Below are 12,536 nucleotides of genomic sequence, written 5' to 3'. Positions count from 1 at the left end.
ATGGGGGGGATAAGGATATACCATGCCTAATCATACTCATGAGTCGCATCCACAAATCACGGCCCGACTAAAGCGCGCCCACGGGCACCTGGCCAAAGTCATTGCCATGCTGGAAAGCCAGGCCCCCTGTTCGGACGTTGCCCAACAGTTGTTCGCCGTGGAAAAGGCTGTCACCAATGCCAAACGCGCGTTGATTCACGATCACATCGATCATTGCTTGTCCGCCGAAGACGCTGGCAGCGGGATCGAAGATTTCAAAGCGATTACGAAATACCTCTAAGCCATGCTGAGCATTCTGAAGAACCGCACCTACCGCCACCTGTTCGCCGCTCAGATCGTCGCCTTGACAGGCACCGGATTGGCGACTGTTGCCCTGGGCCTGCTGGCATTCGATCTGGCGGGGGATGCTGCGGGCCTGGTCCTGGGCACTGCGCTGACGATCAAGATGATTGCCTATGTCACCGTTGCACCGCTGGCGGCCGCCTTCGCCGAACGTTTGGATCGCCGCAAGATGCTGGTCGTTTTGGACCTGATCCGCGCGGCCGTTGCACTGTGCCTGCCTTTCGTGACGGAAATCTGGCAGATCTACGTGTTGATCTTTGTGCTGCAATCGGCTTCGGCAGGGTTCACACCTGCCTTTCAGGCAACGATTCCTGATGTGTTGCCGGATGAAGCGGAATATACACGGGCCCTGTCCCTGTCGCGCCTGGCTTACGATATGGAAAGCCTGCTGAGCCCGATGTTTGCTGCAGCCCTGCTGCTGCTGGTCAGCTTCAACAGCTTGTTCTGGGGGACGGCATTGGGCTTTGTCGCTTCGGCATTGCTAGTGGTCTCGGTCGTCCTTCCGTCGCCCAAACCCACCAAACCCCGCGGAATCTATGACCGCACCACACGCGGTATTCGAATCTATTTGAAAACACCCCGGTTGCGCGGGTTGCTCGCACTCAGCTGGAGCGCGGCTGCGCTGAGCTCGATGGTGATCGTCAATACCGTGGTCATCGTGCGCGCCAATCTGGGACTGTCAGAAAGCGCAGTGGCCATTGCGCTGGCCGGATTCGGAGGTGGTTCGATGTTGGCCGCCTTTACCCTGCCCCGCCTTCTGGATCGGATCGAGGATCGTTGGGTTATGATCTCGGGGGCCGTTTTTGCCACAGGGTCCATGGCTGTGGCCGCGATTCTGGCAGCAACTGTTCCCTTGTCACTTGGCCTGCTGACCTTGTTGTGGGCGTTTACCGGTTTTGGATATTCCACCACTCTGACACCCTCGGGTCGCTTGCTGACCCGGTCAGCTCATCCCGAAGACCGCCCCGCTGTTTTTGCAGCTCAGTTTACCCTGTCGCATGGCTGTTGGCTGGTGCTTTACCCGCTTGCAGGGTGGCTGATGACTGCATTCGGACCAACAGTGGCGCTCAGCAGTATGGCAACGCTGTCAGTGGCCGGTGTGGTTGGCGCGTTCAGTTTATGGCCGCGCCTTGATCAGGAAGTGATTGAACACGATCACCCTGATCTGCCGGCCGATCACCCGCATCTGACCGGATCAGGCCCGCACGCACACCCAATTATCATCGACGACCTTCATCCGAACGTGCCGCACAGATCTTGAGCAGCTGCCCCGATCTGCCCTACACCGAAACCGCACCCATCAGCCGGAGCCCCAATGGACCAGCTAGACCGCCGCATTATCGCCGCCCTGCAAGCCAATGCCCGGGCCTCGACCACGCAGATTGCGGCTACGCTGGGTGTGGCCCGTACGACGGTTCATGAACGGATCAACCGGATGGAGCAACGCGGCGTGATCACGGGGTATTCCGTGCGCCTTGGGTCAACGGAAGACACTCCCAAAGTGCAGGTCATCGTTATGCTTGAGGTGCAACAGAAAGAGACGACCCGTATCGTCAAGCGGCTTGAAGCTTATCCTGAGGTTAAATTGTGCCTGTCCATCAATGGTGAATTTGATCTGATGCTTTCGGCTGAGGCACCCCGGTTGGAAGATCTGGACATTCTGGTCGACGACCTGGCCAAGATCCCCGGCGTCCTGCGCACCAATACCAGCGTTGTCTTCGGGCGCAGGATTGATCGAAATTGAAGCCCCGATTACTCTCTGTAAACCGATCATTGGCTAGCTTGGCCGGGACAGATCAGAATCCCGGACCGGCAGAATGCCAATTCAAAAGATCCCGTTCTTTTTCATGCTCATGCTTGTGGCGGCAGCCCAAGCAGGCTTTGCCATGCCCAATGCGCACACCGGGGATCTGTGTGATCAGGCTGCACGGCGTGCGGCGTTGTCCGAAGGGGTACCGCTGGACGTTCTGCGCGCGATTTCACGTGTTGAAACAGGTCGTACTGTAGACGGGCAGTTCCTGCCCTGGCCGTGGACCATCAATGTTGAAGGTAAAGGGTATTGGTTCACCTCTGAAAGCGAGGCCAAAACCTATGTGTTCAAGATTTTCAAGGCAGGCGCGCGCAGCTTTGATGTGGGCTGTTTCCAGATTAACTACCGCTGGCATGGCAAGGGTTTTCGCTCGATCGAAACAATGTTCGACCCTGACCCAAATGCGTCTTGCGCTGAGAGAACCCGATTTTACCACTGCCGCGCGGATCGAATCTGCAATCAATACCGAGTTCAACAGGGCCGTGGCCATCATGCGGGATTCCGGCACGGTCGAGCTTAACGTCGCTGCAACACAGGCGGTGTCAACTGCCCATGCCATCGGGCGTATCGAAAACATACTGGTTGAACCAGAATCAAAGGCACGTGTCGTCGTCGATCAGCGTTCCGGCACGATTGTAATGGGACAAGAGGTCCGCATTTCGCGCGTCGCTGTCTCTCAGGGCAATCTGACGTTAACAGTGCAAGAGGCACCAATTGCCGTGCAGCCCAACCCGTTTGCCAGGGGTGAAACAGTGGTCGTACCCCGCACCATCGCTGGCATCGAAGAGGAAGAAGGCACCGGTCTTGCCGAAATCCCCGAGGCCACAACCCTGTCCGAAGTGGTTGCAGGTTTGAATGCACTAGGCGTGTCGCCTCAGGACATGATCGACATTTTGAAAACCATAAAGGCAGCGGGCGCGTTACACGCAGAGTTCATCGTCAGGTGACGGGCCGTTACGCAATAAGGGCGTGCTGATTGCACGCCTCTTTCGCTCTATTTTGACTTCCAGCTGTCCAGCCAGCGCCGAAACCTGGTGCGTCGTTCTTCAATAGCGTCACCCGCCGCATAAAGCCCGTCTTCCACATTTTCGATCATCGGGTCGATCCGGGCTTGCCGGAACCTGCGCCAGCGCACCCATATCGCCCAGACCACAGCGGCGAAAATCGTCAGGAAGATGATATTGAACCAAGGGATAATCCGCGCATCCGGCCCATCCACATGGTTGATGAAGATGGCGTTTGGAAAGATCGAAAGAAACTCGTTACGCCAGCCGTAATGAGTAACAACCACCCATTTCGGGTTCTCTTTGGTCGATTTGGCATCATTGGCTTCGGTATACAGGTTGGCTGTGTCGAACTTGAAATAGGGGGGCCAGCCCCAGCCGGTATCCTCGTTTCGATAAACGATGGGCTTACCGCTGTCGCGCACAGCCTGAATGAACTGCACGTCCCGATTGGCCAGGCTCGCGGATTGATCCTGCGGCTCGGACCAGAAAATCCGGGTCCAGTCGTTCAGATCCTGCCGTTCTTCATAGGTATTGACGATGCGCACAATGTCATGCTGCGGCAACGAGTACTGCAGGACCACCGCAATCGTGCCCCAGAAGATAATAATGAACGCCCATTTCACATAGGCCATGCCTAATTCCTCACATGTAATTCACAATGTAGATCAGCGCGCTAATCGCCACCCACGGCACAATATAGACACCCAGGATCAGTTTACGCCGGAACGAATTGTCATACACATGCAATCCGCGTTCGACAAAGGCTTCTTTGTTGCCCGTTTTGCCTTTTTCGTCCCACCAGTCCTCCAGCTTACGCCGCCGAATGCCGCGCGAATAGAAAGACAGCGCAACATAGGCAATCGTCTGAATCACCAGCAAGATCAGCAACAGGCGCAACAATCCGATCATATCAGCCTTTCCTCACCGAACCCCAGGGCCCGACCCGGGCGATTATGTCATCGCTGACCCGGTCATTGCCGCTCATATCCGGCTCATGCCCAAACAAAGCGGCGCGGGCCCCTTGCTTGTCCACCTGATACTCACGCGCAAGGAAGTCGGCAACATAGGCTTTCTTGCGCTCGGGCCAGCCCGAATATGTTCGGTAGAACAGCTCTTTATGGCAGATGAACATCTGGCGCGGGTCCAGCGGAGCCAGCTCGGACAGCAGCATGTTCACCAGATCGCGGTTCGGCGTATCCACCGCGCGCAAGGTATAGAAATAGGCCGGATGGTCCGAGGTGATGCGCGGCCATGGCCCCCCATCGCTGGCCCAGCGAAGTAATTGAGCAAGACCGTGATAGGCTTCGGGCAATCGATCCGAGTGATTGCGCGCCAGCCGACGCATGTCGCTGCGATCCAGCCCGGTCAGGTCGACATCTGCATCCGCAGCCGCATCGACGGTCAGGAAATCCATCTTTTGTTGCAGGATCGCGGCGGCATCCACGCCGCGCGCTTTGACAATCGGTTCGACCAGATCGTTGTAGTCCAGAAACTTGGCAATCTGGTTCCTCTGTGACGGGTCGAAGGTGTACTTGATCGGCAGATCATCCGGCTTTTCGCCCATACAGACGGCTGCCGGGTGATCCACATCCGGAAACAGATACAGTCCGCCAAAATGCGCGGTCCAGAAATTGCGCTGCTCAAAATCCGTGTGGCGCAGACGCACCGGATTGCGGGTAACATCGCCGGTTTCCTTGGCCGTTTCGATCATCTTGGCGATCAGCACATCGTCGAACCACGCATCCTCTTCGGTCTTGAACCGTTCGACCATCCCCGCCAGTTGCTGTGCCTTGCGCAGGGTACCGCCAGCTGTGTCAGCCTCAATCTCGATCTTGCGCAGGTTCAGCAGATCGCGCGGGGTGCTGAGTTTGATGACCGAGTTCACCAGTTCTCCGGCCACCGCATCGGTGGCGGTCAGGGCGAACAGCTGCGCCTCGTTCATCTCAATAAACTCGCGCAGAATATCGCGCGAGGTCGAGAATTTGACGTTCAGCAAAGGCGCGCGTTTCTGCTCGGTCGTCAGCAGGATGAACTGCCGGTTGACCCCGTTGGGGTTGAGGTAGAGCTCGTCCTCCAGCTCAATCCCCACCTCTGGCGAATAGCCTGATATATCGACATGGAAATCCGTTAACGCGGTGGCCTTGCCCGCCAGATGCTGCAGCGCGCGGTTATACCGCTCGACTAAGGCCGGGCTGGAGATGTGGACGAGATTGCCGAACATCAGGCCTTTTTCGATGAGGCGGATCACTATTTGTTTTCCTTTAGTTCAGTCTCCAACGATAACCACTCTTGATCTAATAGATTCAAGCACGTCTCTCTAAAGCGATTGGCAGACCCTAGTTCTTCGCGGCCTTCATCGATCGAAGCACTTATCTCGCTAAAAAAAAGTTTGTATTCATTTACAAATTCATCCCTAAGAAATTTGTTAGTTCTAACTTGCAGTGTTACGGAATTAGCCAACTGAGTGATACTATATAGGTCGTCGACTTCTATGCTCTCAGAATTAGAATAGTGCTTTCGCGCAATAAGCGATAACTCGATCAAAAGCTGTTCGATGGAACACTTGAGCTGTTCGAATTGTTCAATTCTAGCATCGGCAAGCTTAATTCTACCATTTATGCGAATCTCGTTTTTCTTTGACAGGAATTGTATGTAACTACCGAGGAACCCGACGAACACTGTGAATAGTGGAATTCCGACGGTAACGACTGCAGCTGTATTGGTGACAATCCAAGCGTTTAATTCGCCAATCAAATCGTTCATTGCTCCTCCAGATACCGCCTCTTGACCTCTTCCATCCGGCCCATCTCTCGCACCGCGTTTTCGATGGCGACCACATCGCTCTTGTTGGCATGGCGGAACTCACCGTCGAGTTGGGTTTTCATCTTGCGTGCCACTTGTCTCATCCCAACCTCTTAAAACGCCAAACAACTACAACTGCCAACACCAACAAAGGTAACGCAAACGCCCGCGCCGTGATTTGCAAGTTGAACCCGATGTAAGACGCCACGCTGCCCTCAAACAGGATCAGGGATTCTTCCCATGAGGCACCCTCGAACCCGCTGCTTGCACTTACGCCGAATAGGCACAGAAACAGAACTGCCACGGCACCGAGAAATCCGACCACGCCCCAACGCAGCGGCAGGATCAGACCCAGCACAAGTGCCAGACCAGAAATCGCGTAGACGATCATTATCCCTTCCCCTCCAAATACCGCCGCTTGGCCTCTTCCATCCGGCCCATCTCGCGGACGGCGTTTTCGATGGCGACCTCGTCGCTCTTGTCGGCATAGCGAAACTCGCTGTCGGCGTAGCGGTTGATCTCTTGCATCACCATCTCGACCGTGATCGGCTGACGCAGGTCTTCGATCATCGCTTTCTTGGTGTCGTAGTCGCGGAACAGGAACAGGTCGGGGGTCTCCATCCACTCGTCGGGCAATTCGAAATCCATCGCGCGAACCTTGACCGCGTCGGTGATGTTCTTGATCGCGCGGCCGGTGAACCGCTCATCCGCCTTCTGGATCGCCTTTAGATAGGTGCCCAGCTTAGCGATCGTGTCCATCTGGCCGATCTCGCCCGAAACCCGGTCATAGACCTGCAACAAAGCATCCTCATGCGGGCGCGAGTGGCTTTCGAAACTGGCGGCGACGGCCTTTTTGATCTCTTGCGCGGCATAGGCGTCGTGTTCGCCCAGCGGGATGTCGTGGTTGCGGCCCATCAGCAGGTGCAGGATGTCGATGTAATCCTCGCGCGTCTGCGGCCCGTCCACCAGAAACCGCGCGCCCGCCCGCTGGCGCAGGGCGTCGTCCACATTCTCGGGGTAGTTCGAGAACATGCCAAAGGTGCAATTGCCGCGCACGACGGTGTTGGCCCCCGCAAAGCTCTCCATCAGAACTGCGGTGATTTCCAACTGCCCGGCTGATGATTGCCTGTCGCCGCGTTTGCCCGCCAGCTGGTCGATATCGTCGATAGTGCCGAAGCCGATGACCGAGGGGTCGACGATCGTGTTGATAAACGCCTTGGCGTTCTGGCCGGACTTACCCTGATAACTGTCGATATTGTCAGTGCTCAGGTTCTGATAGCGGAAGGGATAGCCCGCGTTCTGGCAATAGTCGTGGACCAGCCCGGCCATCATCTGGATCAGCGTGGTCTTGCCGGTGCCCGGTTTGCCGTCGCCCATGAAGGTAAAGATGAACCCGCCAAGCTCCGCAAACGGGTTCAGGCGGCGGTCGAAGTCATAGGCCATCAGCATCTTGGCCAGCTTCATCGCCTGATACTTGGCGATATGGTTGCCCACCACCTCGTTCGGTTTCTTGAACGTCATGGTCAGGGTGGTGGATTTCGCCTTCGAGGCCGGCTCAAAACCCCTAATTGTCAGGTCATCGGCCTCGATATGCCAGGCCGCGCTCTGGAACGGGCCCAAATGGCCAGCAGACTGGGCGCGCAGGGCGACTTTTTCCATCAATTGCTCGGCATAGGCGCTGGTGGCCGCGATCAGGTGGCCATCGTCGGGGGCGTGTTTGGCCAGCGTCTGATCCAGCTCCCACAACGCACCATGCAGGGCGAGTTGGCCATTGTCGGTCAAAACCTCTTCGATCTCGCCAATATCGACGGTGGTCTCGCCCAGATGCGAGGACATCAAGTAAGCCAGCGCATTGCCGAACGTGTGCAAGGTGATCAAAGCCTCAGCCGTCAGCAGTTCCGAGAATTCAGTCCTGCGCGCAGCCGGCAAATCCCCGGCCAGATTGGCCCGTTTCAGATCGGCCAACGGCGTCTGGTCCGCATAAGCCTCGGCCACACCCAAAGCGATGGCAATCGCACGGCGAATGGCTTGCTGTGTCGTAGCCTGAGGCGGAGACACCAGCGTATCCCCATCGTCCGACGCCTCGATCCGTTCAGCCAGATGCACACCGTCCGAACGCACCGCGCGCCGCGTGACCAGCCCCGGCGTGGTAGATCGAAACCGCCGCCCCGTAGAAACCCCCGGAGATCGTTCAACAACCGCTTCCACCGCCTTGCCAATCCTCGGCGCGTGTTCAAACCCGTTCAGCAAAGCGGTCGCTGCTTGATAGTGCTTGCGAATGTCGTCCTCGCGTAATTCCATCTGATCTGACATCAAACTCATCTCTTGAACCGCTCTTGCTTCATCTTTTCAAAAATACTCTCGCCGAAGGCGAAACTAATAGCGCAAAACCTGCCCCGCTTTGCTGACAACAAACTTGTTCACATCGACAAACCCCGGTGGGTTGCGCTCGGCCAGAACCTGAAACGGGCGTTGGGGCAGGATGATCGATCGCTGGGTGCGCGTGGCCCCTGTCTCGGCCCCCTGACCGCCAAAGGGGTCCAGCGCAAAGATCTCGCGTTCGACGGTGGAAAACCATCCGGCGCGTTCCTCGATCACCTGTTCGCTTTCCAGCTCCTCGGTGGTCCAGGCCAGCGCCCAATCTTGACCTTCGGGTGCCTGTGCGTCCTCCAGCACCTGCCGCAAAGGCCCGGATTGCTCGGTATAGGCCGAGGAATACATTGGCCCCACATGAATGCGGCGCAGGTGTTTGGGGTGCAGGTCGTCAAAATCCTGATCAAAGCCTTTGGCGATGGTCACCAGTTTCAACCCGCCCAAAGACTGCGCCATCAGATGGGCCTGCACCTCGGGCCAGCGGCGTTGGTCTTTGGGCAGAGCAGTCTTGCCGCTGTCTTCCAACTGCATCAGGTAGATGACCGGCAGGTTGATCTGGCTGTCATAGACCGCCCAATGGATCATGAACTTGCGCCGCTCGCCCTCATTCCCGATCCAATGGCATTCGGGATCGTTGCGGGCCCAGAACAACTGACCTTTCAGTAATTCTTCATAATAGAGCCTTTGAGACAGCGCGAATTGCAGCTTGGTGGGGATCTCCCGATCGCCAATAATCGTCCGCACCATGTCGGTTTTCAGGTCATCTTCTGAGGGCATATTCGCCAGATGCACCTGCGCCTGCTGCGCGTCATTGGCCATGGTCAGCAACTCGGCCGCCACCGGAAACCCGCTGTCACGCTTGTCCATGGCGAGGCTGCCAAAGAACCGCCCCGTATCGCGCCCGACCAGCAGGTATTTCATGCTGAGCGCCCGGAACGTGTAGAGCAGTCCCGAGAGATAACGCGAGATGATCCGCACCTCTTGCTTGCTGATCGCGCCCTCGGCCTCCATCGTCGCGGCCACGCGCAGAAGGTGGACGGTGATCACCTCGAATTTGCGGAAATAGCGGCGCGAGGCGAAGGTGTCGGTCAGGCCAACATGGTCTTGGGTGGGGTTAGTCATTTTTGGATTCACTACAACCAGTTCCACGGCATTGATTGAGCCGCCATGGCAGGAGAAAAACGTCTGAGATCAGGTACAACGCGAAGATGATAAGCCCGAAGATTATGCTAACCGGCCCGCCATATAGAGTGAGAAAACCGAGCAGCTTATAAGTTCCGCCTTCAGCACCCAATTTATGCAAAAGAGCTGGTAGGCCATAAATCGGGATCGGCCAAACTACGAGAAAGAGGCCAATCCTGAGAAGCCGTACGTCTTTTCGGCTAAACCACTTCATCCGCCATACAAGTTCTTATCGTGCTTCTCGACAATCGAGGCAAACCGGCGGGCAAAGCGTTCGTCCGCCTTGGCCTTTTTCTCCAGCACGTCGCGGGCAAAGACCATGTGGTCCTCATGCGCTTCAAGCATGTCGGCCATTTTCTGGTTGGTCGCGGTGCCGATGGCGGCCATGGCGGTTTGCGCCTCTTGGTCGGTCTGCACGCCGATCTCGTTGATGCGGTGGGCCACGTCCTGCTGCTGTGCGGTTTTCAGCGATTTGGTCAGGGCGTCATACAGCACCACGCGCTGCTGCGTGTCTGTCTGCAGCTTGTTGATCAGCACCATCTGTGTCGCCGCCTGGTTCTGCAATGAATCGACCCAGGTCTTGCCTTTCTCGATATAGCGCTCCAGCGTCTGCGACTTGGCCAGCTTGACCTGCTCTTCCTGAACCTTGGCGTTGTATTGCTTGTTCAGCTCGGCCAATTCAGTCTCTAACTGGGTGCGCGCGGCCGCGTCCTGTTCGACGCTGATTTTGTTCTCCAGCGTAATGATCGTCGGGTCCATGCCCTGAATCTCAATACGCAACGCCTCAAGCTCAGCCACCGTTGCTTCTCGATCATCCAGCGTTACGGTCAGGTTGTCCTCAACCTTGACGCGCTGCTCTTCCAGCACCGACAATTGCCCTTGCAGCAATTTCACGATCACGTCCGATTTAGCGATCAGGTCCTGCAGCTTGTCGTCGATATTGGCAGTGCGCATCCGTTCCTGCCGCATCGACTCGGATTTGCCTTTCGAGAAGATGCCGACAAACGACTCCCACCCGGTTTTCGAGCGCATCTCATCGAAATCCTTGGAAAAGGCGTTGGTGACGTCGTCCAGACCCATGATCAACTCGGCGATATTGGCGTTCATCACCTCGGTATGGGCGTGCACATCCTCAAGCGTGGCGTTTTCGATGTCGATATCGGCCTCGGCGGTGCCGATCTTGGCCCGCGCTGCTTCGATGCGCGATGTCAGCCCTTCGATCTGCGACTGGCTTTCACGCACCTTGGTTTGCGTTTCTTTAATCAGCGCCTCAAATTGCTGGTTCGACATCGGTTCTATCCCTTTTTTATTCTATTACCCAATAAGATAGGGAATGTTACGTCTATTTACATCCCCTGCGAGTCAAATATCCCCTGAACCTTGGCAAACTCAGCCTGAAAAAGATAGGCGCGAATTGCTAAGCTGCTCGTGTGGCATATGATCAAATCTGGATTGATCCGACCACCATTGTGGACATAGACAATCCAGACCCCACCTGATTGGGTGCGTTGAACAAAATTCCTGCCGGAGGCTGACCCATGCTGGACGCGACAACCGATCTGAAATCTCTTTTGAAAAACCCCGACCTTTTGGCGACCAAGGCCTATATCGGCGGCCAGTGGGTGGATGGGGACAATGGTACTTTTGAAGTGACCAACCCCGCCCGCGGCGACGTGGTGGCCGAGGTGACCGATGTCAGCCGTGCTCAGGTGGCAGGCGCGATTGCACAGGCTGAGGCCGCACAAAAAGAGTGGGCCAAGCTGACCGGCAAGGAACGCGCAGTGATCCTGCGCCGCTGGTTCGATCTGATGATGGAAAACGCTGAGGATCTGGGCAAGATTCTGACGGCCGAGCAAGGCAAACCCCTTGCCGAGGCGATTGGTGAAATCGGATACGGCGCCTCCTTCATCGAGTTCTTTGGTGAAGAAGCCAAACGTGTCTATGGCGAGATGATCCCGGGTCACCAGCGTGACAAGCGGATCATGGTTTTGAAACAGCCCATCGGTGTTGCTGCGTCGATCACACCATGGAACTTCCCCAACGCGATGATCACCCGCAAGGCCGGGCCTGCCCTTGCTGCGGGTTGCGCCTTTGTGGCACGCCCCGCTAAGGAAACACCCTTGTCCGCGCTGGTTCTGGCTGTTTTGGCCGAAAAAGCCGGCATTCCGGCTGGTGTGTTCAACGTCGTACCCTCGTCGCGCGCCAGCGAAATCGGCAAGGAATTCTGCGAGAACCCCGGTGTGCGCAAGCTGACCTTTACCGGTTCGACCGAGGTTGGGCGCATCCTGCTGAAACAGGCCGCCGATCAGGTGATGAAATGCTCGATGGAACTGGGCGGCAACGCGCCGTTCATCGTGTTTGACGACGCCGATCTGGATGCAGCGGTCGAAGGCGCGATGATGTGCAAGTTTCGCAACAACGGTCAAACCTGCGTCTGCGCAAACCGTATCTACGTGCAGGCCGGTGTCTACGATGCCTTTGCCGCCAAGCTGAAAGCCGCTGTTGAGGCGCTGAAAGTTGGTGACGGTCTGACAGACGGAACCACAACCGGCCCGCTGATCAACGCTGAAGCCGTTGCCAAGGTTGAAGAGCATATCAAGGACGTAACCGACAAGGGCGGTGCTGTTCTGACCGGCGGCTTGCCCCACGATCTGGGCGGTACCTTCTTCCAGCCGACCATCGTGACGGGCGTGACCCAGGACATGATGGTGGCTCAGGACGAAACCTTTGGTCCGCTGGCCCCGTTGTTCAAGTTTGAAGATGAGGACGATGTCATTGCCATGGCGAATGACACGATCTTTGGTCTGGCCTCGTATTTCTATGCCAAAGACCTGAGCCGCGTCTACAAAGTGGCCGAGGCGCTGGAGTACGGCATCGTCGGTGTGAACACCGGCATCATCTCGACCGAGCTGGGCCCGTTTGGTGGCGTCAAGCAATCCGGTCTGGGCCGCGAAGGCAGCCATCACGGCATGGAAGACTATCTGGAAATGAAGTACGTCTGCCTGTCGGTTTGATCCTTT

13 protein-coding genes and 1 pseudogene are annotated in these 12,536 nt (G+C 56.7%); 5 read left to right on the top strand and 9 right to left on the bottom strand.

Annotated elements, in window-relative coordinates:
• Positions 1–22: 22 nt before the first annotated feature.
• The 4 genes and pseudogenes from GS646_RS17820 to GS646_RS17800 all read left to right on the top strand — a co-directional run.
• Entirely contained in the window at positions 23–280 is a 258-nt protein-coding gene (locus GS646_RS17820) for a metal-sensing transcriptional repressor (protein ID WP_171188131.1), read from the top strand.
• Positions 281–283: 3 nt separating this feature from the next.
• Complete coding sequence (locus GS646_RS17815; protein ID WP_171188133.1) at positions 284–1,603, top strand: MFS transporter; 1,320 nt, start codon at positions 284–286, stop codon at positions 1,601–1,603.
• A gap of 54 nt (positions 1,604–1,657) precedes the next feature.
• Positions 1,658–2,086 carry an Lrp/AsnC family transcriptional regulator gene (locus tag GS646_RS17810; RefSeq protein ID WP_171188134.1) on the top strand — a complete coding sequence of 143 codons (429 nt, stop codon included), beginning with the start codon at positions 1,658–1,660 and terminating at the stop codon, positions 2,084–2,086.
• A 452-nt stretch (positions 2,087–2,538) separates the two neighbouring features.
• Positions 2,539–3,099 (top strand): annotated as a pseudogene (locus GS646_RS17800) (flagellar basal body P-ring protein FlgI); the annotation flags it as partial.
• A gap of 47 nt (positions 3,100–3,146) precedes the next feature.
• On the opposite strand, the gene GS646_RS17795 reads toward GS646_RS17800, so the two are convergent.
• From GS646_RS17795 to GS646_RS17755, 9 genes are all read right to left on the bottom strand, one after another.
• Entirely contained in the window at positions 3,147–3,791 is a 645-nt protein-coding gene (locus tag GS646_RS17795) for a DUF1523 family protein (RefSeq protein ID WP_171188136.1), read from the bottom strand.
• Positions 3,792–3,801: 10 nt separating this feature from the next.
• Entirely contained in the window at positions 3,802–4,068 is a 267-nt protein-coding gene (locus GS646_RS17790) for a hypothetical protein (protein WP_171096559.1), read from the bottom strand.
• 1 nt (position 4,069) lies between these two features.
• Positions 4,070–5,407 (bottom strand): DUF6638 family protein, encoded by a 1,338-nt coding sequence (locus GS646_RS17785; protein ID WP_171648566.1) that lies wholly within the window; start codon positions 5,405–5,407, stop codon positions 4,070–4,072.
• Positions 5,407–5,922, bottom strand: coding sequence for a hypothetical protein (locus GS646_RS17780; protein ID WP_171648565.1), 516 nt, complete (start codon positions 5,920–5,922; stop codon positions 5,407–5,409). Before GS646_RS17780 ends, GS646_RS17785 begins: the two co-directional genes overlap by 1 nt.
• Complete coding sequence (locus GS646_RS17775) at positions 5,919–6,065, bottom strand: hypothetical protein (protein WP_171648564.1); 147 nt, start codon at positions 6,063–6,065, stop codon at positions 5,919–5,921. The genes GS646_RS17780 and GS646_RS17775 overlap by 4 nt, the downstream gene beginning before the upstream one ends.
• Positions 6,062–6,352, bottom strand: coding sequence for a hypothetical protein (locus GS646_RS17770; protein ID WP_171648562.1), 291 nt, complete (start codon positions 6,350–6,352; stop codon positions 6,062–6,064). Before GS646_RS17770 ends, GS646_RS17775 begins: the two co-directional genes overlap by 4 nt.
• A complete protein-coding gene (locus GS646_RS17765; RefSeq protein WP_171648560.1) occupies positions 6,352–8,283 on the bottom strand; it encodes an ATP-binding protein in 1,932 nt (643 codons plus the stop codon). The genes GS646_RS17770 and GS646_RS17765 overlap by 1 nt, the downstream gene beginning before the upstream one ends.
• Before the next feature lie 54 nt (positions 8,284–8,337).
• Positions 8,338–9,456 carry a hypothetical protein gene (locus GS646_RS17760; RefSeq protein WP_171188147.1) on the bottom strand — a complete coding sequence of 373 codons (1,119 nt, stop codon included), beginning with the start codon at positions 9,454–9,456 and terminating at the stop codon, positions 8,338–8,340.
• Between the two features lie 270 nt (positions 9,457–9,726).
• On the bottom strand, positions 9,727–10,806 hold the full coding sequence (locus GS646_RS17755) for a hypothetical protein (RefSeq protein ID WP_171188150.1): 1,080 nt from the start codon (positions 10,804–10,806) through the stop codon (positions 9,727–9,729).
• 248 nt (positions 10,807–11,054) lie between these two features.
• On the opposite strand from GS646_RS17755, the gene GS646_RS17750 reads away from it, so the two are divergent.
• Positions 11,055–12,530, top strand: coding sequence for an NAD-dependent succinate-semialdehyde dehydrogenase (locus tag GS646_RS17750; RefSeq protein ID WP_171188152.1), 1,476 nt, complete (start codon positions 11,055–11,057; stop codon positions 12,528–12,530).
• The last annotated feature ends 6 nt before the right edge of the window (positions 12,531–12,536 follow it).

The sequence above is a fragment of the Ruegeria sp. HKCCD4315 genome, from assembly GCF_013112245.1.
GTDB lineage: Bacteria > Pseudomonadota > Alphaproteobacteria > Rhodobacterales > Rhodobacteraceae > Ruegeria.
Note: the sequence above shows the minus strand (reverse complement) of the source record. Positions and strands in the feature narration are given on the sequence as shown.

What these genes read in the sequence shown, in the direction of transcription:
- GS646_RS17790 (WP_171096559.1), bottom strand. Translation starts at nt 4,068, where the DNA reads ATGATCGGATTGTTGCGCCTGTTGCTGATCTTGCTGGTGATTCAGACG.
- GS646_RS17760 (WP_171188147.1), bottom strand. Translation starts at nt 9,456, where the DNA reads ATGACTAACCCCACCCAAGACCATGTTGGCCTGACCGACACCTTCGCC.
- GS646_RS17815 (WP_171188133.1), top strand. Translation starts at nt 284, where the DNA reads ATGCTGAGCATTCTGAAGAACCGCACCTACCGCCACCTGTTCGCCGCT.
- GS646_RS17770 (WP_171648562.1), bottom strand. Translation starts at nt 6,352, where the DNA reads ATGATCGTCTACGCGATTTCTGGTCTGGCACTTGTGCTGGGTCTGATC.
- GS646_RS17795 (WP_171188136.1), bottom strand. Translation starts at nt 3,791, where the DNA reads ATGGCCTATGTGAAATGGGCGTTCATTATTATCTTCTGGGGCACGATT.
- GS646_RS17810 (WP_171188134.1), top strand. Translation starts at nt 1,658, where the DNA reads ATGGACCAGCTAGACCGCCGCATTATCGCCGCCCTGCAAGCCAATGCC.
- GS646_RS17750 (WP_171188152.1), top strand. Translation starts at nt 11,055, where the DNA reads ATGCTGGACGCGACAACCGATCTGAAATCTCTTTTGAAAAACCCCGAC.
- GS646_RS17775 (WP_171648564.1), bottom strand. Translation starts at nt 6,065, where the DNA reads ATGAGACAAGTGGCACGCAAGATGAAAACCCAACTCGACGGTGAGTTC.
- GS646_RS17820 (WP_171188131.1), top strand. Translation starts at nt 23, where the DNA reads ATGCCTAATCATACTCATGAGTCGCATCCACAAATCACGGCCCGACTA.
- GS646_RS17755 (WP_171188150.1), bottom strand. Translation starts at nt 10,806, where the DNA reads ATGTCGAACCAGCAATTTGAGGCGCTGATTAAAGAAACGCAAACCAAG.
- GS646_RS17765 (WP_171648560.1), bottom strand. Translation starts at nt 8,283, where the DNA reads ATGAGTTTGATGTCAGATCAGATGGAATTACGCGAGGACGACATTCGC.
- GS646_RS17780 (WP_171648565.1), bottom strand. Translation starts at nt 5,922, where the DNA reads ATGAACGATTTGATTGGCGAATTAAACGCTTGGATTGTCACCAATACA.